Raw genomic sequence first — 20581 nt, 5'->3', positions numbered from 1 at the left:
GCGCCTAGGCCGGGCACCGAGGGAAACTGATTCTGGTGTGAGGGTAGTGGGTCGGGTTGCCGCCACCCGGGCGCGAGCCTACCCGCCGGTAAGGTCCGGTCGGGGCCCGGTGGCTATTCTTCAGTCTGCGGCAGTCGGCGGCCCTCGGGCGGCCCGGACTGCGCATGATAGCGGTGAAAGGGGAGGGCCGACATGGCCGCAGAGCAGTCGTTCGACGTCTACCGGTTGCCGGAGGAGCACGAGGCGATCCGGGAGGCGGTCCGTGAGGTCTGTGCGGCCAAGGTGGCGCCGCACGCCGCTGAGGCGGACGAGACAGGTGAGTTCCCGAAGGCGTCCTACGACGCGCTGCGGGCGGCCGACTTCCACGCCCCGCACGTCCCGGTGGAGTACGGCGGCGCCGGTGCGGACGCGCTGGCCACGGCCATCGTGATCGAGGAGGTGGCGCGGGCGTGCGCCTCGTCCTCGCTGATCCCGGCCGTCAACAAGCTGGGCACCATGCCGCTGCTGCTGGCCGGCTCCGAGGAGCTGAAGCGCCGGTACCTGACGCCGGTGGCCTCGGGTGACGCGATGTTCTCCTACTGCCTCTCCGAGCCGGAGGCGGGCAGTGACGCCGCGTCGATGACCACCCGGGCGGTGCGTGACGGTGACCACTGGGTGCTCAACGGCGTGAAGCGGTGGATCACCAACGCGGGCGTCTCCGAGTACTACACCGTCTTCGCGGTGACCGACGCCACGGCCCGGTCGCGGGGCATCTCGGCGTTCGTGGTGGAGAAGTCCGACCCGGGGGTGAGCTTCGGCGCTCCGGAGAAGAAGCTCGGCATCAAGGGCTCGCCGACCCGCGAGGTCTACTTCGACAACGTCCGGATCCCGGCCGACCGGATGATCGGCGCCGAGGGCACCGGCTTCGCCACCGCGATGAGGACGCTTGACCACACCCGGGTCACCATCGCCGCCCAGGCGATCGGCATCGCCCAGGGCGCGCTCGACTACGCCAGGGGCTACATCCAGGAGCGCAAGCAGTTCGGCAAGGCGATCGCCGAGTTCCAGGGCATCCAGTTCATGCTCGCCGACATGGGCATGAAGCTGGAGGCGGCCCGGCAACTCACGTACGCCGCCGCCGGCAAGTCCGAGCGGGGCGACGCGGACCTGACCTACTTCGGCGCCGCCGCCAAGTGCTTCGCCTCGGACGCCGCGATGGAGATCACCACCGACGCGGTGCAGTTGCTCGGCGGCTACGGCTACACCCGGGACTACCCGCTCGAGCGGATGATGCGGGACGCCAAGATCACCCAGATCTACGAGGGCACCAACCAGGTGCAACGCATCGTCATGGCCCGCCAGCTCCTCAAGGGCTGACCGGCGGGGCCGGGCGGGGCCGTCGGCGTCGCCCGGCCCGGCCCGTGCCGGTCGACCCGGCCCGTCCGCCGGACCAGCCGTCGACCACGTCGTCGAGCTGGTCGACGAGCAGCCGTCCGTACCCGGTCAGCCCGTCGGCGGTCCGGAGCAGGTCAGCCACCTCTCGGCAGGCCCCCCGGAGCCGGGTGAACTCGGCGTGCGCCAGGTGGCGGCCGGTGGTCGTACCGAAGCGCCGTTCCCGACGCCAGAACTCGCCGACCGCCACGTGGGCGTAGAGGCCCTGCACGAGCGCCGGCAGGGGCCGGGCGCCGGCCCGCCACGGCGCCGGGTGACGGGCCGGCTCCGCCGCCTCGACGAGCGGGAAGAGGTGGTCCAGGGCGGCCAGCTTGTTGTGCGCCAGCTCGTGCACGAGGGCCGCGGCGATCGGGCCGGCCGCCCCGGGGCCGTCGGACAGGGCGAGGCAGCCGACCGCGGCGGGGAACGTGCCGCTGATCAGCGGGGCGGTCAGCTCGTCGGGCGTGCCCCCGCTGGTCACCGCCGCCCACGGCCGGCCGGCCGCGTCCCGGGTCAGCGGCATCACCATGGAGATCGCCTCGGTCAGCTCGGTGGCGGCCCGCCGGTGCCGGGTGGCCAGCAGCCGCCAGCCCGGGGACAGCCGGGCCGCCCAGTGGGCGGCCCGGACCGCGTCGACGGGTGTGACGGCGGCCGGACGGGCCAGCGACCGGAGATCGTCCAGGTGCAGCCGGGGGCCGTGCCCGTCGGCCCGTAGCCGGGGCACCGGGTGCCAGGCCGGCGCCGGGCTGCCGCCCGCCGTCCCGGTCGTCCGCGCGGACAGTCCCGGGCCGGTCACCGGCACGCCGTCGAGCGTCAGCGTGCGACGCGCCCCGTCCACGGTCAGCTCCGCCAGCCCGGCCCCGCCGCCGGGGCCGCGGTGGACCCGGCCCAGGCCGGGCAGGGCCACCGTCACCGCACCGGAGGGGCTTGTCGGGAAGCTGACACGGGCCCGCCCGCCGGCCCGCATCGCCGCCGCGGCCACCACCGCGCCCAGCGTCGCCGGGTCGTCGGCGGACCCCCGGTCGCCGTGCCCCAGGGCCCGCAGCGTGCCTGCCGCCCAGACGCTCACGGTGGGGTAGCCGAGCACCACGCGGGTGGGCCCGGGAGCCGACCGCCGCAGCTCGCCGAGGAGCTGCCAGGCGTCGTTGACCAGCGGCGCGTGCGGGTGGCCGAGGTCCGTGGCGAGCACCACGGTCGAGCGCAGCGCGAGCAGATTCCGACTCACCGGCACCGCGAGCAACCGCCGGACCACCTCCCGGCCGCCACCGCCCCGGGCGAGCGCCCGGAACGTGCCGACGGGCATCTCGTACCGGCCCGTCCGCACCCGCGGCCTCCCCAGACCAGTCGGCGGCCCACCGCGACGGCGGTGGACATCGATGAAGGCTACGATATGTTACTGCCGGAACGCTGGCTGTGCCGTGCGGAGTGGTGGTGTCGATGGATCGAAGGTTGGGCCGGAGATGTCGGAACGGGTGAGCGGTGGCGACCGGCCACTGATATCCCAACTGCTCGATGTGGCGGAACTCGACCCGGCCGACCTCGACGCCATTCCGCGCCGGCAGTTGCACCGGTCCCTGCGGCGGCTGATCGACGAGAGCGGCGACCCGACCGCGGAGTTCCTCTGGTTCGGCAACCAGGCCGACAATCCGGGCGCGCGGCGGCGGTGGACGACGTCCGACACCGGGTCCGACGGGGGGACGGCATGACGATCGACGGGTTTCCGGACGCCCCGGCGCGCGGCACGCCCGCGTCCCGGCCCGAGCCGGGGGCGGCCGAGACCAGAGTGACCGCCTTCGTCGCCGCGGAGAGCCTGACCGGGCGCACCAACGTGACAAGCAACGTGGCCTGGCTGCTGGCGCGCGCCGGCCGTCGGGTGCTCGTGGTGGACGCCGGCCGGGGGGCGGTCCGGGTGCACGAGCACCTCAGCCCCTTCTACAGCGGGGAGTCGCCCCTCACCGACCACCTGCCGCGCGGGCTGACCGACCTGATGTTCGCGCTGCCCGGGTTCACCGCCGGGCAGCCCACCCTGCGGCGCTACGCCGCCCCCGCCGGTCACCTCGACGTGGTGTGGGTGCCCGAGTCGGCGACCTGGCCGCCGGTGACCGAGATCGGCGGTGGGCTGGGCGGCACGATCCGCAGCGAACTGCGCCGGCAGTTGCGGTTCATCGAGTACGACGACGTCCTGCTCGACCCCGCCGACTTCTCCGAGACGGTCGCCCAGTGGCTGGCCGTCCTCTGCGACGCGCTCGTCGTCTGCTTCCCCTATCGGGCGCCCCGGCTCGCCGACGCCGCCGCCGTGGCCCGCCAGGTGCACCGCGGCGCTCCCGCCGGGATCCGGATCATCGCCGCCACCACGCAGTCGGCCCCCGCCGACGCGGTGGCCGCCCGCCGGCACGCCGACGACGTGGCGTCGAGCTTCCGCGGCGCCCTGGACGAGCCGGCGGTGGGCGTCGACTTCTGGCAGGTCGCCATTCCCGGCGGCCCGGAGGGCCAGCCGCTCGCCCCGCTGCTGGAGGAGTCCCCGCACCGCGCGTCGGTGCTGGCGGCGTACGGCCAGTTGCTGAGCCTGCTGACGCAGGGTGAGCTGGACCGGGCCGAGCCGGAGGCGGAGCCGGTCCGGGCGCGCTACCGGTTCGGGCTCGGCCGGCCGCTCGCCGAGAACGTCGGCGAGCTGTTCGTGGCCACCCCGGAACGGCAACGGCCGTGGGCCGACTGGCTGAGCGCGGAGCTGACCGAACTCGACATCCGGGTCCGACCCTGGCGCCCACGCGGTCCGGCCCTCGACGGGCCGGCCACCGTGCTGGCGGTCGCCCCGGACCCCACCGCGCTTCGGGCGGGCGGGCCCGGCGTCGAGGACGACGACGAGGCGTGGCTCGACGCGCTGACCCGGGAGGTGGCGGCGCGGCCCGGCACGGAACTGCTGGTGCTGCGTACCGTCCCGGCCGGTCCACCCCCGGCCGGTCGACCGGTGGACCTCTTCGACTGCGACGAGCCGGAGGCACGCCGACGCCTGCGCGCCGCGCTGGGCCTGGCCGCGCTCAAGCCCTCGCCGCTGGACCGGCCCTGGCGGGTGGGCTTCCCGGGCCGGGACGACCAGTCCCGCAAGACGTTCGGCCTGCCCGACCGGCCGCGGCTGTTCGTCGGCCGGGACCGGGAGCTGGGCGAGCTGCGCGACGCGTTGCTGGCGAACCCGGGCGGCCAACCGGTGTGGGTACGCGGCCCGCTGGCCGCCGGCAAGAGCACGCTGGCCCGCGAGTACGTGGCCCGGTTCCACCGCGACTACCGCCTGGTCGTCTGGATCCCGGCCGGCAGCCGGCACGCGGTGCGTACCGCGCTGGCGGCGCTCGCCGACACGCTCGGGGTCGAGCCGAGCGGCAACGCCGTCCACGAGATGCTCGCCGAGCTGCGCAAGCGCGGCGACCAGTGGCTGCTGGTCTACGACGGGGTCGGTGACCCGGCGGACCTGGTCGGGCTGCTGCCCTCCGGCCGCGGGCACGTCGTGGTCACCGGCGGCACTGGCGACCAGCCGGTCTACGGCCCCTCGGTGGCCGTCGACGGGCTGCGCCACGACGACGCGACCGGGCTGCTCATCCGGCAGGTGCCCGGGTTGTCCGCCGCCCCGGCCGCCGCGGTCGTCGACGCGGTGGGCACGTTCCCACTGGACCTGCGGCTGGCGTCGGGGCTGCTGGGCCAGGCCGGCATCCTGCTCGACAAGCGGGAGGCGGTCACCGGGTCGCGTGGCCCGGACGCGGCGGTGCCGGCCTTCCTGGAGGCGATCCGGCCCACCGGCGACGGGGCGTCCCCCACCCGACGGATCGTCCGGGTGGCGTTGCGGCTGATGGACGAGGAGTTCAGCGGTCGGGTCGCGGTGATGCTGACGGAGATGTACGCCTTCGCCGCGCCGATCGGCATGTCGCTCGCGCTGGTCCAGTCCCGGCGGATGCGCGGTCAGGTCGCCGCCGACCTGGCCGACGAGGACGCTGCCCTGCTGCGCGCCGACGGGTGGGAGATGGACCGGGCGCTGGCGCTGGGGATGCGGTTCCGGCTGTTCGAGGTCGGCTGGGGGCGCGACGGGAGGGTCCGGATGCACCCCGCCGTGCAGGCCACCGTGCTGGCCGACATGACCGCCGGGAAGCACGCCGCGCGCCGCAGGCGGTTCCTGCTCGCCCTGGCCGGGGCGGCGCCCCGGACCATCGCGGCGGCCTCCGAGCTGCGGCACGAGCTGCACCAGCACCTGCTCAGCTCCGGCGCGCTGGACGCGGACGGCCCGGACGACGTCCGCCGGCTGGTGGTCGAGCAGCTCGAACACCTCATCGCCCGGGGCGAGGACGAGGCCGCCGAGGCGCACCGGCTCTGGCGGCCGGTGCTGGACCGCTGGCTGGCCGCGTACGGCTGGCAGGACCGGATCACGCTGCGGTTGGCCACCCGCCTCGCCGACGTCACCCGGTCCCTGGGCCACAGCGACGAGTCGTTGACGCTGAGCCGGCAGGTGCTGCGGGAGAGCACGGTCCTGCTCGGTCACGACCATCCGCGTGTCCTCGTCACCCGCCGGGGTCTCGCCGGTGACCTGCGCGGGCTCGGCCGGTTCCGGCCGGCGCTCATCGAGGACCAGGCCACCTGGCGGGGCTTCCGGGACCAGTTCGGCAACTCCCACCCGGAGACGCTTGTCGCGGCGCACAACCTGGCCCAGTCGTACTACCTGGCCGGGCGCACCGACGAGGCGGTCCGGGTGGCCCGGGAGACGCTGGCCCGCCGTCGGCGGCTCTTCGCCGAGGACCATCCCGACACCCTGGAACTCGCCAGCGACCTCGGTCGCTACCTGGGCGACCTGGGCGACCTCGCCAGCGCGCGGAAGCTGCTCCAGGAGGCGTACCAGGAGCGGTTGCCGGCCGGCCGTAACGGCGAGGAGGACACGCTGCTGCTGCGGATCATCCGCCACCTGGCGGTCATCGCCCGCCGGCAGGAGGAACTCACCCGGGCCAAGGAACTGAACAGCCGCGCCTACCTGGCGTTGCGACGGCTGCTCAGCGAGGACAATCCGCGTACCCAGTCCTGCCGGCTCAGTCTCGCCGTCGACTACCACCTGGGTGGGGAGAGCGAACACGCGGTGCGGCTGGCGGACGAGAGCCTGGCCGGCTACCGGCGCGACCTCCCGCCCGAGCATCCGTTCACCCAGGTCTGCCTGAGCCTGCGCGGGGTGCTGCTGCGCGGCGTCGGCGACCTCGAAGAGGCGGTGTCCGCCGGGCGTCAGGCCGCCACCGGACTGGCGGCCACCCTCGGCGAGTCGCACCCGTGGACGCTCGGCGGTCAGGTCAACCTGGCCGGCAGCCTGGCGGCGGCGCAGCGGACCACCGAGGCGGAGCGGTTGCTGCGCGGTGTCCTCGACGAGGGCCGCCACTTCCTCGGGCTCCAACACCCGTACCTGCGCGCCACCCGGCGGCTCCTGGCCGCGTTGGTGACCGACGGCGAGATCAGCGGTGGCATCCCGTACGGCCCCGCGAAGCTCGACTTCGTCGACATGGAGGTCCCGGCGACATGAGCGCCCCCATCCCCGCCGACGAGGCGGCCCAGCCGTCCGGTGTCGACGGGCGGATCGATGTGATGCTCGCCGACCACGTCCGGGGGCGGCCGGCCATGGTGGACGCGTGCGAGCGACTGATGCGCAGCCTGCCCGGGCTGCTCCACCTCGCCCGGTACCGCACCGGGGTCTGCGACTTCGCCCTGGACGCCCCGGCGCCGGTGGGCGGCGCCCACGAGCTGGACGCCGACGAGCGGCAGCTCGTCGACCGGGACGTGGTGCACGCGATGACCACCCTGGGCGGGGTGTTGCGCCCGGCGCGCAGCGGCGACCTGATCCGGGTGGTGCTGCACACCGCGCGGGGCGCGCTCTTCGCCCTGCAACTGAGCCGGGAACAGCACCTCGTCGGGGTGGTCCGGGTGGAGGATGCGGCGGACGAGCCGCCGCCCCGGCAGCCGACGATCCGGGCCACCGACATCGGCCTGTCCCGGCTGGCCAACGCGGAGCACACGGCCGCTGGCGAGCAGCCCACCAACTACGGCGGTTGGCTCACCCCGGCCAGCACCGCGTCGGGACCGCCCGGCCCGTCCGGTCCGCCGGCCGCCGAGCTGCGGCCCCGGACCCGGGTACGCGACGAGTCGTACGCCGGGTTGGCGGCCCGCTGCGCCGGGCAGGTCCACGCCGAGGGCCTGCACTACGTGGCGGTGTGCCGGCCGGGCCGGCTGGAGGCCACCGCGGACGTGCTCGACGACCCGCGGCTGGACGGTTTCTTCGCGGACGCGTCCCCGGCCCGGCGGCGGGCCTTCTACGACCACCTCGCCCAGCGGGTGGACGAGCTGCTGCGCGCCGTGGTGCGGTCCGCGCACCCGGCGATCGGCTCCCGGGTGCGCCGGCTGGTGCTCGACGTCGACCAGGGCGCGTTCTACTGCTATCCGGTGGGGCTGGACCGCTACCTGCTCGCCGTCACGCTCGACCAGGACCGGGTGGCGGAGGGGGACGAGAAGGCGGCGGTGTTCGGCGCCGAGCTGGCCGGGTGAGCGCGCCGCCGGGCGGGGCGGGGCCGGCTCCCGCCGACCGCCGGGCCCGGGTGGTCGAGGCGGTGCTGCCCTCGCTGCGCCGCAGCGCCCTGTTCGTGCTGGTCGCCGCCGCCGGTTGGGCGTTGGCGGCCGGGCGGGGCTGGACCGACGTCCACCGGTCCGCCGGTTACCTGACGGTGGCCACCGCGCTGCTGGCGGTCGGCCTCTTCGCCAGCACCCACGGCATCGACCTCGCGGCGGCCCGGCGGAACCTGCGGCTGGTGCTGCTGGCGGTCACCGTCGGCGTGCTGGTCAAGGCGGCGCTGATCTCGGCGGTGATGTACCTCGCGTTCGGTCGGCCGGCGTTCCTGGTCCTGGGGGTGGCGGTCGCCCAGATCGACCCGTTGTCGTTCGCGGCGACCCGGCTGCGCTCCCGGATGTCCGGGCAGGCACAGTCGATCCTGTCCGCGTGGGCGTCGTTCGACGACCCGGTCACCGTGCTGCTGACCGTGTACGCCGCCGCCTGGGTGGTCCCCGCGCTGCCCGGCGATCCGGCCGGCCCGACGACGGCGGAGCTGGGCGGGTTCACGCTCTCCCTGGCGCGGAACGCGCTGCTCGCCGCCGGGGCCGCGGTGGCCTGGTGGGGTACCCGGGCCCTGCACCGGTGGGCGGCCACCCGCGCCCGGTGGGTCGGCCGGGCGGTGACCGTCGGTCAGCTCGTGGTCCTGCTCGGGCTCGCGGCGCTGGCGGTCACCCAGTTCCTGCTGCTCGGGCTCGCCGTGGCCGGGCTGTTCTACCGCCCGCCGATCGGGCGGGTGCTCGACCTGCTGACCCGCTGGGCGTTCCTGGCCGCCACGTTCGCGCTCGGGCTGGTGCTGGTCGGTGGCGTGGACCCGGTGCCGGGCGTGGTGCTGGGGCTGGCCGCCGTGGCGGCGCACGTGGTGGTGGCGTCCGTGATCTGTGCCCGGCTCCCGGCCGCCGATCGCCTCGACGTGCTGCTCGGCCAGCAGAACGGCATCACCGCCGTGATCCTGGCGCTGGTGCTGGAACGGCAGTTCGTCGGCACGGTCGCCGTGGTGGCGCCGGCGATCCTCGTCGTCAACCTGGTGCACGCGTTGACGAACGGCCTGCGGGAGGCGTCCGGCCGGGACGGTCCGCGGACGGCCCCGGCCGGGCCGGCGCCGGCGGTCAGGCCGCGTCGTCGGTCAGGGCGGTCACCAGCTCCCGACGTACCCGCGCACTGAAGTCGGTCAGCACGTCGCTCGCCGTCTCCGCCCGGCGGATGTCGTCGTCCACGAGGTCCCGCGCGCCGCGGAGCTGCCGCACGGGCAGGTATTCGTGCACGGCGTCGAAGATCTGGCACATCTCGTTCAACCGGTCCCACTGGAAGGGGGCGGGACCGCCGGGACGCTGGCGGGCCGCACGGTACCACTCCGCCACGGCCAGCCCGAACGCCTCGACGAGCGCGTTCAGCAGCGCGGCGACGCCGACCGCCGACTGGACCTCCGGGGTCCGGACCCGGGCCCGGACCGCCTGCCGCGCGCCCCGGCCGCCCTCGTCCTCGACGAACGCCCGCCGGAACAGCACGCCGACCGGCGTCCGCAGGTCCACCACGGCGAAGGCGCGGTCGAACAGCTCGGTCACCGACGTCGGCAGGTCGGCGAGGTCGTCGCCGTTGCGGTGGTCGCCGGGCGGGACCGGCCAGCGTTGCAGCTCGCGCAGCTCCCGGCGGATCGCCGCCAGGTGCTCGTCGTTCTGGGCCCGCAGGTCGCTGAGCGAACCGTTGAGCAGGCCGAGCAGGTGCTGGGTGGCCGACTGGCGGCGGTCCAGCCGGGCCATGTGCGGTGCCAACGGCACCAGCGGCCCGTCGGCCGGGTAACGCTCCTTGAGCCGCCCGGTCATCGACGTCACCTCGGCGGCGAGCTGGTCGGCGAACGACCGGGGGCGGTAGAGCAGCGGCTCCCGGCCGACGGCCTCGCGGATCCGGGGGAGGAAGCGCTCGGGCACCGGCTCCAGCACGACGAGCAGCAGTTCGCAGTCGTGGTGCGCGTGGCTGATCCGGGCCCGGGTCTCCACCCGGGCGGCGTCGCTCTCCTCCAGCAGCGGACCGGAGAACAGGATGCCGCACCCGGCGTCGTCCCGACCGGCCGGGATCCAGTAGTCGACGCGGCTGTCCGGGTGGTCGATGGGGAAGTAGTCCGGCTGGAAGTTCTCGTGGCCGGTGCTGACCAGCACCCGCCGGATCTCGGCGAGGATGTGCTGCGCGCCGACGCCCCCGTACAGCTCGCGGGCCGCCTCTCGGACCATGCCGGAGGTGACCTGGCGGCCCTGGTCGCGGGCCCGACGCCAGAGCCGGTGACAGAGCGAGATGATGCCCCGGGGGACGCCGTTGGCCAGCTCGACGAGCTGCCCGACGGTCGCCTCGCTGAACGGCTCCAGCCGGCCCCGCTGCCGCCGCAGCACGTAGTCGAGCACGTCGGCCGCGCTGAGCGGGGTCATCGTGATCTGCTCGCCGCTGCGGTCCCGCACGTCGCGGCGCAGCGTGCTGAGCAGGTCGGGCAGCCCGGCGAGCAGGAGGAACGTGTTGGAGGCGGCGAAGACCCGCAGCATCTCCTTGAACGCGTCGAGGGCTTCGTCCTCCCGCCGGCCGGCGGCGGTGAGTAGCTGGTCCAACTCGTCGATGACCAGGACGAACGGGTTCGGGCCGTACCCGATCAGCAGCGCGAAGACGCCCATCGCCTGGAGCGCGGTGGCCTCGCTGCCGGTGAGCGTGCCGGTGATCCCCCGCTCGCGGAGCACGTCGGCCGGCGGCCGGCCGGCGATCCACTCCCAGACCGGGTCCTCGAACCCGCCGCGCAGCAGCAGCGTCAGCGCGCGGGCGAACTCGGCGTTCTCGGTGACCTTCCGCAGCCGGTCGCGCAACTGCCCGAGCAGTTGGCTCTCCATCATGTTGAACGTGTCCACCACGGCGACCGGGTCCAGGGTGCCGGCGAGCAGTTGTTCCGCCAGCGGTTCGGTGACCCGGGACCGGCGCAACTCGACGGCGAGGATGTCGGCGTACAGGCCGCGGACGCGCCGGTGCACCACCTCCCGGCGGTCGGCGAGCTTGTCGGCGAAGGTGCGGTACAGCGAGACGAACGTGTCCGGCGGGGCGGTCAGGTAGATCGACTGGAGATCGCCGTCGAGGCGCTCGGTGGCGTGTCGGACCAGGTAGGACGCCAGGTGGGTCTTGCCGGTGCCGTAGTCGCCCACCACGGCGACCACCCGACCGGCCGGCGTCTGCGGCGCGTCGTGCAGCGCGTCGAGGTAGCCGTTCATCGCGTCGGTGGCCCGGCGGACCGCCGCGGTGGGAATGGTGTAGACGGTCGACCCGGTGTCGGCGACCTGCGCCACGGCGCTCGACGGATAGGGGTTCGCCTCGCCGATCGGGGCCGGGTCGTACGCGTCCATCAAGGCTGCTCCCTGAGGCGGCGGGCTTCTCTCATGAAGTGTCGGGCCAGATCCTGCCAGGTCACCTGGTTGGGTCGCTCATCTTGCACACGTAGTGTCTCGTACACGCCGAAGAGTAACCATTGCATCTCGCGGATCGTTGCCAATCTGCCGTCGTCTATGTACTCCTCCAGTGCGGTATCCGCCAGCGGAGGCAGCAGCCCGGGTGTCAGCCGGCCGAGCCGGTCGGCGGCGAAACGGGCCGCGTGCTGGTGGTCGAAGCCGTCGACCTCCAGGTGCACGGTGTTGCGCCCCAGCACGTCCCGGTCCCGGCGATCAAGCGCGCTTGTGGTCTCGGCGAAGAAGACCATTCGCCGGGGCGCCCGCGCGGCGTAGTAGTGCAGCTCCTCGATCAGCTCCACCGGCGGCAGCAGCACGATCAGCGCCTGGTGGGTGTCCAGGCAGCCGGGCAGGTTGCGGTACGCGTCGTCGGGCCGGTCGCGCATCTCGTACGCCAGGTTGTGGCGCAGCAGTTGCAGCTCGTTCAGCTTGTCGAGCAGCGCCCGGCAGGTGTGCTCCCGCCGGGTGGGGATCGGGTCGTTCTCGTGGGCCTCCTGGCGCAGGTTGACCACCTCCGCGCGCAGCCCGTCCCGGCCGAGCCGATCGCGCAGCCAGTGCGCGCAGCGGTTGACCAGCGCGGTCTTCCCGCACCCCCGCTCGCCCCGGACCAGCACCAGCCGCCCCTCGTGGTGCAGGTGGGCGACGTCGGCGAACCGTCCCTGACACTGCTCGAAGGACGCCTCGGTGTTGTCCACCGGGACGTAGTAGTTGACGTGTTCGGCGTACCAGAGCGGGTTGAGCGGGTCGGTGCTGCCCAACCTGGGCACCGCGAACGGGTTCGGCGGATGACCCGGCGGCGGCGCGTCGGGCGGCGGCGGCGCGTCGGGTGGCGGCGCGTCGGGCGGCTGGGGGTTCACCGTACGGCCGCCGGGGTGCGGCCCGGGACCAGCCCGGGATTCTCCACCGCCTGGGCCACCTGGGCCACCTGCGCCTCCAGCCGGCTCAGTTCCGTGCGTTGCCCGCGCACCCACTCGGCGCGCCGGGGATCGTCCGCCGCGCCACCGCGCGGCACGTCGTGCAGCGGGCCCGCGGACGAGTCGAGCGCGTCACCCAGTCGGTGGGCCAGCCGCCAACGCGGACGCGCGCCGGTCACCGTGTGCAGTCGGCTGGCCAGCTCGCGACGCCGGGCCCGGAGGTCGTCCACCCCCGGGAACGGGCCCGGGGTGACCCGTTCCACGTGCGACAGCAGGGACTCGACGGCCAGCGCGTACTCCCGGGTCGCCGCGCGCAGCGCGTCCGCCTCCGTCCGCCGGGTGCCGGCGGTGGCCGACCGGCGGCTGAACCAGGCGGCCAGCGTGGCGCTGGCGGCGGCCAGCAGGATCGACGGGAGGAGGGTGGCCCAGGGCGACGGCGGCGGCGTGCCGGCGCCGGCCCGGTCCAACCGGGCGGCGGCCGTCAGCGCCCGGCAGGTGCGGTCGAAGTCGGCCCGCCGGTCGGCCTGCCACTGCTCCGGGCTGCCCTGACGGCCGGACCAGCTCAGTTGCCCCTCGGCGGGACCGGGGGTGGCGAGGCCGAGCGCGCGGGCGGCGTCCACCAGGCCCGGCCGGTGGGCCGCCGACAGGCACCAGACGCGGGTGGCGTCGTCGACCGGGGGGTCGCCCCGGGTGGCCAGGCGGACGCCGGTGACCAGGAGCGCCGACGCCAGGACGACGGTGGCCACGCCGACGGCCCGTCGCGTCCTGACGGAAGGCATCGGCATAACGGCTGACTGTAGTGACAGTCACTTGTTCGTGGGTACCGCGGTCGGGGTCCGAGATCCGACTCGGCCGATGCGTCGCCGGTCCCCGGAGGGGTGGGCCGACCGGGGACCGGCGGCCCACCCGGGGTGGTCAGCGGAGGTTGTCGGGGCTGTCCGGTCGGGTGCCGGCGCGCGGCGGCGCCGACCAGGGCGACTCGCCGCCGGTGCGGCGGGGCAGGGGTTCGGTGGGGGATTCGGGATAGGCCAGCGTGAGCGGGGCGGTGTCCGGGTCCTTCGCCGGGCCCGGCGCGGACCAGCCGGTGAGCGCGGGCTCGGGCTCGGCCGGAGCGCCGGCCGGGGTCAGCTCCGCCCCGGCTCCCTCCGGCGCGGGCCGGCGACGCCAGCGTCCACCGCTGAACACGGCCATCAGCAGCAGCAGGCCGATGAGGAACAGCGTGCCGTTGTCCAGCGGCTGGCGCAGCGGCAGCGGGTCGCCGAGCAGCTTCAGGTCGCCGGGGATCCGGTCCCGCACGGTGAAGGGCGCGACGAACAGCCCCACGTACGGGGCCGCGAGCAGCAGCCCCGCCACCAGCGGGCCGAGCGGCGAGAAACGCAGCGTGCCGAGCAGGCCGAGCAGGATGCCGGCGACGCCCAGGTAGACGGCCGGTTCGATCAGGTTGGGGGTGCTGTACGTACCGATCTCCACCCAGCGGTTGACGGTCCGCCCAGATCCGTCCTGACCGAGGGTGACGAGCACCCAGGTGACGGGTGCCACCACCAACCCGGCGAGGAAGCTCCAGAGATGTCGCATCCGCGCACCGTACCGTTTTCGGCATGACAGATCATCCCGCGGTCCCGTCGGGTAAGCCGACCTCGTACTCCCGCGTCACGCTGAGTCGCATCATGACCGCCGTCGATGTCAATCTGTACGGGACCGTGCACGGTGGGGTACTGATGAAGTTCGTCGACGACGTGGCCGGCGCGGCGGCGGCCCGACACAGCGGCGGCACCGCGGTCACCGCCTCCATCGACGAGATCGTCTTCTCCGAGCCGGTCCGGGTGGGTGACCTCGTGCACGCCCACGCCCAGGTCAACTGGACCGGCAGCACCTCGATGGAGGTGGGGGTGCGGGTGGTCGCCGAACGCTGGGACTCGGCCGAGGACGAGCCGGTCCGGGTCGCCACCGCGTACCTGGTCTTCGTGGGCGTGGACGTCGGCGGCGCGCCCCGCCCGGTCCGCCCGGTGCTGCCCGAGACGCCCGACGACGAACGCCGCTTCCGGGAGGCGGAGATCCGGCGCGCCCACCGGCTGGCCCGCCGGCGTGCCATCCAGGCCCACCGCGCCACCTGAGGCGCAAGGAGGGCCCCTTTCAACGCCTCCGGTAGAGATACGCGCCCCGCTTGAGCGCGGGGCCCACATGGGGGCGGGGGATGGGGTGTGGGGTGGGCACGCCCCGTGGGCGGCACCGGGTGCGGAGAATGGCGGTACGAGGTAGGGCAAGATGGCGCCACGGCCCATGCACAGTGTCGTGCCGGGCCCCAGGGGAGGGTGGAACGTGTCTGACGTGCTGTGGACGCCCCCGGCCGACGTGCGCGAGCGGTCCCGGATCGGTGACTACCTGCGCTGGCTGGCCGAGCACCGCGGGCTGGAGTTCGCCGACTACGACGCGCTGTGGCAGTGGTCGGTGACCGAGCTGACCGGGTTCTGGTCCTCGATCTGGGACTACTTCGACGTGCTCGCGCACACGCCCCCGACCGCAACACTGGCCGGGAGGTCCATGCCCGGCGCCCGTTGGTTCCCCGGCGCGACGCTCAACTACGCGGAGAACGTGCTGCGCATGCCGGGGCTCGGCGACGACGACCCGGCGGTGATCGCGCACGGGCAGACCCGCGCGGCGGAGACGCTGACCGCGGCGCAGTTGCGCGAGCGGGTCCGCCGGGTGGCCGCCGGCCTGCGCCGGCTCGGCGTCGGCCCCGGCGACCGGGTGGCCGCGTACGCGCCGAACATCCCGGAGACGTACGTCCTGCTGCTCGCCACCGCCAGCCTGGGCGCGATCTTCTCCTCCTGCGCGCCGGAGTTCGGCACCCGCAGCGTCACCGACCGCTGGCAGCAGATCGAGCCCACGGTGCTGGTCGCGGTGGACGGCTACCGGTACGGCGACAAGCCGATCGACAGGCGCGCCGAGGTGGCCGCGATCCGGGCCGCGCTGCCCTCGTTGCGGCACACCGTCGCCGTCGGGTACCTCGATCCGGCCGGCCCGGCCCCGGACGGCGCGATCACCTGGGCGGAGCTGGCGGCGGAGACCGACGAGCCGCTGTCCTTCACCCCGGTCGCCTTCGACCACCCGCTGTACGTGCTGTACTCCTCCGGCACCACCGGCCTGCCGAAGCCGATCGTGCACGGCCACGGCGGCATCCTGCTGGAACACCTGAAGATGCTGGCGCTGCACCACGACCTGGGCCCGTCCGACCGGTTCTTCTGGTTCACCACCACCGGCTGGATGATGTGGAACTTCCTGGTCTCCGGGCCGGCGGTGGGCGCGGCGATCGTGCTGTTCGACGGCAATCCGGGCCATCCAGACCTGGGCGCGCTGTGGCGGCTGGCGGCGGAGACGGGCACCACCTACTTCGGCACCTCGGCCCCGTTCCTGCTGGCCTCCCGCAAGGCCGGGCTGGTGCCGCGGGAGATCGCCGACCTGTCCGCGTTGCGCGGCCTCGGCTCGACCGGCGCGCCGCTGCCCGCCGAGGGCTTCACCTGGGTGTACGAGAACGTCAGCGACCGCCTCCAGCTCCAGTCGCTCTCCGGCGGCACGGACGTCTGCACCGGGTTCGTCGGCGGCGTGCCGCTGCTGCCGGTGTACGCCGGTGAGATCGCCTGCCGGGCGCTCGGCGCGAAGGTGGAGGCCCGCTCCGCCGACGGCTCGGCGGTGGTCGGCCAGCTCGGCGAGCTGGTGATCACCGAGCCGATGCCGAGCATGCCGGTCGGGTTCTGGAACGACCCGGACGGGGCCCGCTACCGGGAGGCGTACTTCGAGGTCTATCCGGGGGTGTGGCGGCACGGCGACTGGATCACGGTGAACGAGCGCGGCGGCTGCGTCATCACCGGCCGCTCGGACGCCACGCTGAACCGGGGCGGCGTGCGCCTGGGCACGGCCGAGTTCTACTCCGTGGTGGAGGGGCTCGACGAGGTGGTCGACTCGGTGGTGGTGCACCTGGAGGACGACGAGGGCGGCGCGGGGGAACTGCTGCTGTTCGTGGTGCTCGCGGACGGCCTGGAGCTGGACGACGCGATGCGGAAGAAGATCTGCCGCGAACTGCGGACCGCGCTGTCGCCCCGGCACGTGCCCGACGAGATCCACCAGGTCCGCGCGGTCCCGCGCACCCTGAGCGCGAAGAAGCTGGAGGTCCCGGTCAAGAAGATCCTGACCGGCACCCCGGTCGACGCGGCAGCGGCCAAGGGCGCCCTGGCCAACCCCGAGTCCCTCAACGCATTCGCCACCCTGGCCCAGCAACGCGCCTCCTGACCCACCCCACCCCACCCCACCCACCCCACCTCGTCGATCTTGCACTCTCTGCCCCGGCAAACGGGGTGAATGCCTCAACCTGGGGGCCGCAACTGCAAGATCGCGGGGAGGGGTGGGGGTCAGGGCAGGGTGTGGGTGGTTCGTTCCGTGTTGGCGCGGGCGGGCAGGTGGGTCGGGGTGGGGTGGGCGCAGGCGACCACCGTGGCGCCTGCGGTCAGCGGGGCCAGCAGCCAGTCGACCGGGTCGGGATGCCGGGTCACGTCGACCAGCAGGCGGTCGCCGGGGGTGAGGCCCAGCTCCGTGGCGCGGGCCTCCGCGCGGGCCAGCAGCGCCGCGTCCCCCGCGCCACCCGAGGGGTACGCGGTGAAGTGGTCGCCGTGCCCGCGTACCGCCGACACGAAGTCGGTGCAGCCGGCCGGCACCTGCCGCATCGGCAGCGCGAACGGGTCCAGCGCCAGCGCGTAACGCTCGCCGGCCGGCCAGCGGGCCGCCTCGTCGACCCGGTCGACGGCGGTGAACAGCACCTCCACCGGGCCCGGCGCGTCGACCACGGTCAACGCCGCCGACCAGCAGCCGAGCAGCACCGCGGCGGTCTGCCAGTGCGGCGGCAGCAACACGCCGGCCATCTCGTCCGGTGCGGTGCCGACCTCGTCCACGAGCAGGTTGGCGGTCTTGGCCACCCAGTTCGCCAGCGTCGCGCCGGACAACTCGGTGCGCTCGCCGGTGGCATCGTCGTACCAGGTCAGCAGCGGTCGGGTGGGGTCGGGCGCGATCGCGTCGGCGAAGACCCGGGCAATGTTGTCGGCCATCGGAGCGAACGATACGCGCCCGGACCGCGTACTCGATGACGGCGACAAGTCGGCGTACCGTCGGGTCGCAGTCAGCGTCGGACGGCCCGCGCGGCGTAGGCTTGCCGACAGTGTTCTTCCCCACAACCGCGCCACCTGAGGAGTCGCCCCGTGACCGCCGGTCGCCCGCCCCGCGTTCTCATCGACGCCACGAGTGTCCCCGCCGATCGCGGCGGCGTCGGTCGATACGTCGACGGCCTGCTCGGCGCGCTCGGCCGGGTCTGCGGCGACGGCGTCGACCTGGCGGTGGTGAGTCTCCGCACCGACCTGGAGCGCTACACCCGGATGCTGCCCGGGGCCGAGATCGTCCCGGCGCCGGCGGCGGTGGCGCACCGGCCCGCGCGGCTCGCCTGGGAGCAGACCGGCCTGCCGCTGCTGGCCCAGCAGGTCGGCGCGGAGGTGCTGCACTCGCCGTTCTACACCTGTCCGCTTCGGGCCGGGTGTCCGGTGACGGTCACCGTGCACGACGCGACGTTCTTCACCGAGCCGGAGCACTACGACAAGTCGCGCCGGACGTTCTTCCGCAGCGCGATCAAGACCTCGCTGCGTCGCGCCGCCCGGGTGATCGTGCCGAGCAAGGCCACCCGGGACGAGTTGATCCGGCTGCTGGACGCCGACCCGACCCGGATCGACGTCGCCTACCACGGTGTCGACCAGGCCGCCTTCCACGCTCCGGGCGACGAGGAGAAGGCCCGGGTGCGGGCCCGGCTGGGGCTGGGTGACAACAGCTACATCGCGTTCCTCGGCGCCAAGGAGCCGCGCAAGAACGTGCCCAACCTGATCCGCGGTTGGGCCCGGGCGGTGGCCGACCGGCCGAACCCGCCGGTGCTGGTGGTGGCCGGCGGCCAGGGGCACGACGACGACATCGACCGCGCGGTCGCCGAGGTTCCGTCGCACCTGCGGCTGCTACGCCCCGGATACCTTCGCTACGCCGACCTGCCCGGCTTCCTCGGTGGCGCGCTGGTCGCCGCCTACCCGTCCTACGGCGAGGGCTTCGGGCTGCCGATCCTGGAGGCGATGGCGTGCGCCGCGCCGGTGCTCACCACGCCGCGGCTCTCCCTGCCCGAGGTGGGCGGCGACGCGGTGGCGTACACCAGCGAGGACCCGGATCAGATCGCCGCCGACCTGGGCGCCCTGCTCGACGACGAGCAGCGGCGGCTGTCGCTGGCCAAGGCGGGCTTCGACCGGGCCAAGGAGTTCACCTGGGAGTCCAGCGCCGAGGTGCACATCGCCGCCTGGCGGCGGGCCCGCGCCTGACCGGCGGGCGGCGCGCCGCCTCATCCGCCGTGGCGGCTCGCCCGCTTCGGGCATGATGTGCTGATGTTCTACGCCGTCATCCCGGCGGGCGGCAGCGGCACAAGGTTGTGGCCGCTGTCCCGCGCCGGCCATCCCAAGTTCCTCCACCCGCTGACCGGCACCTCCGCCTCGCTGTTGCAGGCCACGGTGGACCGGTTGGGGCCGCTGACCACACCGGAACGCACACTGGTGGTCACCGGGGCCGCGCACGCCGCGGCGGTGGCCCGGCAACTGGCTGGCCTGCCGGAGGAGAACATCCTGGTCGAGCCGTCGCCACGGGACTCCTGCGCGGCCATCGCGCTGGCCGCCGCGGTGATCGCCGGCCGCGCCCCGGACGCGGTGATGGGCGCGTTCGCCGCCGACCACCTGATCGCCGACCCGGCCGGCTGGGCCGAGGTGGTGCGGCAGGCGATCCACGGGGCCGAGCAGGGGCTGCTGATGACGGTGGGCATCACCCCGACCCGCCCGGAGACCGGCTACGGCTACCTGGAGACCGGCGATCCGGTCGGCGCCGGGCCGCTGCGCCCGGTGCACGAGTTCAAGGAGAAGCCCGCGGCCGAGGTGGCCGAGGGGTACCTCCGTTCCGGCCGGCACCTCTGGAACGCCGGCATGTTCGTCTGGCGGGTGGACGTCTTCTTGGCCGAGCTGGCCCGCCAGCAGCCGGCGCTGCACGCCGGGATCACCGCGATCGCGGCGGCCTGGGGCAACCCCGAGCAGGACGACGTGCTCGGCACGGTCTGGCCGACGCTGCCGAAGATCTCGGTCGACTACGCGGTGATGGAGGGCGCGGCGACCGCCGGCCGGGTGGCGACCGTGCCCGGCGACTTCGGCTGGAACGACGTCGGCGACTTCCACACGCTCAGCGAGGTGCTGCCGACCGACGCCGCCGGCAACGTGGTGCTCGGCGGCGACGCGAAGCCGGGCGTGCTGCTGCACGACACCGCCGGCACGGTGGTGGTGCCGCACTCCGGCCGTCTGGTCGCCACCGTCGGCGTGCGTGACCTGATCGTGGTGGACACCCCGGACGCGCTGCTGGTCTGCCCCCGGGACCGGGCACAGGACGTGAAGAAGATCGTCGACCAGCTCAAGGAGCGCGGCGAGGAGGGCCTGGTCTGAGCCGCCGCGGCGTCGGCCCGTCCCGTCACCCGGTGGCGCGACGGGCCAGCGCCGCGAGCGCCGGCGTCACCAGTTGGGCGGTCCCGCCGGCCAGCGGTTCCGGCAGCCGGTCCGGCGGGAACCAGCCCAGCGCCTCGGACTCGTCGCTGACCCGCTCGACCGCGCCGGCCGGGGCGAACACCGCGTACCGGACGTCGTAGTGCAGGGAGCCGCCCTGGCAGGCGACCTGGTGGACGTCCACGTCGATCGGTTCCGGGTCCAGGGTCAGGCCGGTGATCCCGGACTCCTCGGTCGCCTCGCGCAGCGCCGCCGCCGCCAGCGTCCGGTCGCCGGGCTCGCAGTGCCCGCCGAGCTGCACCCACTTGCGGAACCTGCCGTGCAGGCAGAGCAGCACCCGAGCGCCGGTCGGGTCGAGGACCAACGCGCTGGCGGTGACGTGCCCGGGCCGGTGCGCGCGGCTCAACGCCACCGGCCCGGCGGCCAGCAGCGCCAGCGTCCGGTCCCGGTTGGCGGCGGCGGCCGGGCTGGTCGCCGTCCAGCGGCTCAGCGTCGTCGTGGCGTCGGCGTGCAGGTCGGCATACGCGGTGTGATCGGTGTCGGGCACCCGGACACTGTACGAGCGCGGCC

Annotated in this window: 16 protein-coding genes; 9 read left to right on the top strand and 7 right to left on the bottom strand. The window is 74.5% G+C overall.

Annotated features, from left to right (window positions below):
- The first annotated feature begins 192 nt into the window (after positions 1 to 192).
- Positions 193 to 1356 carry an acyl-CoA dehydrogenase family protein gene (locus tag ACIA6B_RS26030; RefSeq protein WP_396777180.1) on the top strand — a complete coding sequence of 388 codons (1164 nt, stop codon included), beginning with the start codon at positions 193 to 195 and terminating at the stop codon, positions 1354 to 1356.
- Here the strand turns inward: ACIA6B_RS26030 and ACIA6B_RS26025 are convergent.
- Positions 1346 to 2734 carry an aKG-HExxH-type peptide beta-hydroxylase gene (locus ACIA6B_RS26025; protein ID WP_396777178.1) on the bottom strand — a complete coding sequence of 463 codons (1389 nt, stop codon included), beginning with the start codon at positions 2732 to 2734 and terminating at the stop codon, positions 1346 to 1348. The genes ACIA6B_RS26030 and ACIA6B_RS26025 overlap by 11 nt on opposite strands.
- A gap of 136 nt (positions 2735 to 2870) precedes the next feature.
- Between ACIA6B_RS26025 and ACIA6B_RS26020 the strand changes: the two genes are divergently transcribed.
- The 4 genes from ACIA6B_RS26020 to ACIA6B_RS26005 are packed head-to-tail and all read left to right on the top strand — an operon-like array spanning position 2871 to position 9188.
- Positions 2871 to 3116: a hypothetical protein gene (locus ACIA6B_RS26020; RefSeq protein ID WP_396777176.1), complete on the top strand. Its 246-nt coding sequence runs from the start codon at positions 2871 to 2873 to the stop codon at positions 3114 to 3116.
- Complete coding sequence (fxsT, locus tag ACIA6B_RS26015; RefSeq protein WP_396777175.1) at positions 3113 to 6949, top strand: FxSxx-COOH system tetratricopeptide repeat protein; 3837 nt, start codon at positions 3113 to 3115, stop codon at positions 6947 to 6949. The genes ACIA6B_RS26020 and fxsT overlap by 4 nt, the downstream gene beginning before the upstream one ends.
- Positions 6946 to 7965 carry a hypothetical protein gene (locus ACIA6B_RS26010; protein WP_396777173.1) on the top strand — a complete coding sequence of 340 codons (1020 nt, stop codon included), beginning with the start codon at positions 6946 to 6948 and terminating at the stop codon, positions 7963 to 7965. The genes fxsT and ACIA6B_RS26010 overlap by 4 nt, the downstream gene beginning before the upstream one ends.
- Positions 7962 to 9188, top strand: coding sequence for a hypothetical protein (locus ACIA6B_RS26005; RefSeq protein ID WP_396777171.1), 1227 nt, complete (start codon positions 7962 to 7964; stop codon positions 9186 to 9188). The genes ACIA6B_RS26010 and ACIA6B_RS26005 overlap by 4 nt, the downstream gene beginning before the upstream one ends.
- On the opposite strand, the gene ACIA6B_RS26000 is transcribed toward ACIA6B_RS26005, so the two are convergent.
- From ACIA6B_RS26000 to ACIA6B_RS25985, 4 genes are all read right to left on the bottom strand, one after another.
- Positions 9133 to 11394: an AAA family ATPase gene (locus tag ACIA6B_RS26000; protein WP_396777169.1), complete on the bottom strand. Its 2262-nt coding sequence runs from the start codon at positions 11392 to 11394 to the stop codon at positions 9133 to 9135. The genes ACIA6B_RS26005 and ACIA6B_RS26000 overlap by 56 nt on opposite strands.
- A complete protein-coding gene (locus ACIA6B_RS25995) occupies positions 11394 to 12350 on the bottom strand; it encodes a hypothetical protein (RefSeq protein WP_396777167.1) in 957 nt (318 codons plus the stop codon). Before ACIA6B_RS25995 ends, ACIA6B_RS26000 begins: the two co-directional genes overlap by 1 nt.
- Positions 12347 to 13186 (bottom strand): hypothetical protein, encoded by an 840-nt coding sequence (locus tag ACIA6B_RS25990; protein WP_396777165.1) that lies wholly within the window; start codon positions 13184 to 13186, stop codon positions 12347 to 12349. The genes ACIA6B_RS25995 and ACIA6B_RS25990 overlap by 4 nt, the downstream gene beginning before the upstream one ends.
- Before the next feature lie 136 nt (positions 13187 to 13322).
- Positions 13323 to 13982: a hypothetical protein gene (locus ACIA6B_RS25985; protein ID WP_396777163.1), complete on the bottom strand. Its 660-nt coding sequence runs from the start codon at positions 13980 to 13982 to the stop codon at positions 13323 to 13325.
- Between the two features lie 23 nt (positions 13983 to 14005).
- Between ACIA6B_RS25985 and ACIA6B_RS25980 the strand changes: the two genes are divergently transcribed.
- Entirely contained in the window at positions 14006 to 14521 is a 516-nt protein-coding gene (locus ACIA6B_RS25980; RefSeq protein WP_107157771.1) for an acyl-CoA thioesterase, read from the top strand.
- Positions 14522 to 14726: 205 nt separating this feature from the next.
- The gene (locus ACIA6B_RS25975) at positions 14727 to 16694 is read left to right on the top strand and encodes an acetoacetate--CoA ligase (RefSeq protein ID WP_396777162.1); all 1968 of its coding nucleotides are present in this window, start codon (positions 14727 to 14729) and stop codon (positions 16692 to 16694) included.
- Between the two features lie 119 nt (positions 16695 to 16813).
- Here ACIA6B_RS25975 and ACIA6B_RS25970 read toward each other — a convergent pair whose 3' ends face one another.
- Entirely contained in the window at positions 16814 to 17503 is a 690-nt protein-coding gene (locus tag ACIA6B_RS25970) for a TIGR03089 family protein (RefSeq protein ID WP_396777160.1), read from the bottom strand.
- Between the two features lie 150 nt (positions 17504 to 17653).
- Between ACIA6B_RS25970 and ACIA6B_RS25965 the strand changes: the two genes are divergently transcribed.
- The gene (locus ACIA6B_RS25965) at positions 17654 to 18799 is read left to right on the top strand and encodes a glycosyltransferase family 1 protein (protein ID WP_107157768.1); all 1146 of its coding nucleotides are present in this window, start codon (positions 17654 to 17656) and stop codon (positions 18797 to 18799) included.
- Positions 18800 to 18862: 63 nt separating this feature from the next.
- Positions 18863 to 19954 carry a mannose-1-phosphate guanylyltransferase gene (locus ACIA6B_RS25960; protein WP_396777158.1) on the top strand — a complete coding sequence of 364 codons (1092 nt, stop codon included), beginning with the start codon at positions 18863 to 18865 and terminating at the stop codon, positions 19952 to 19954.
- A 25-nt stretch (positions 19955 to 19979) separates the two neighbouring features.
- Here the strand turns inward: ACIA6B_RS25960 and ACIA6B_RS25955 are convergent, their stop codons facing one another.
- Positions 19980 to 20558: an NUDIX hydrolase gene (locus tag ACIA6B_RS25955; protein WP_396777156.1), complete on the bottom strand. Its 579-nt coding sequence runs from the start codon at positions 20556 to 20558 to the stop codon at positions 19980 to 19982.
- Positions 20559 to 20581: the final 23 nt, after the last annotated feature.

Source organism: Micromonospora sp. NPDC051141 (assembly GCF_044455765.1).
In the GTDB taxonomy this organism is placed as follows: domain Bacteria; phylum Actinomycetota; class Actinomycetes; order Mycobacteriales; family Micromonosporaceae; genus Micromonospora.
The sequence above is the reverse complement of the archived record's forward strand: the minus strand, read 5'-3'. Positions and strand labels throughout refer to the sequence as shown.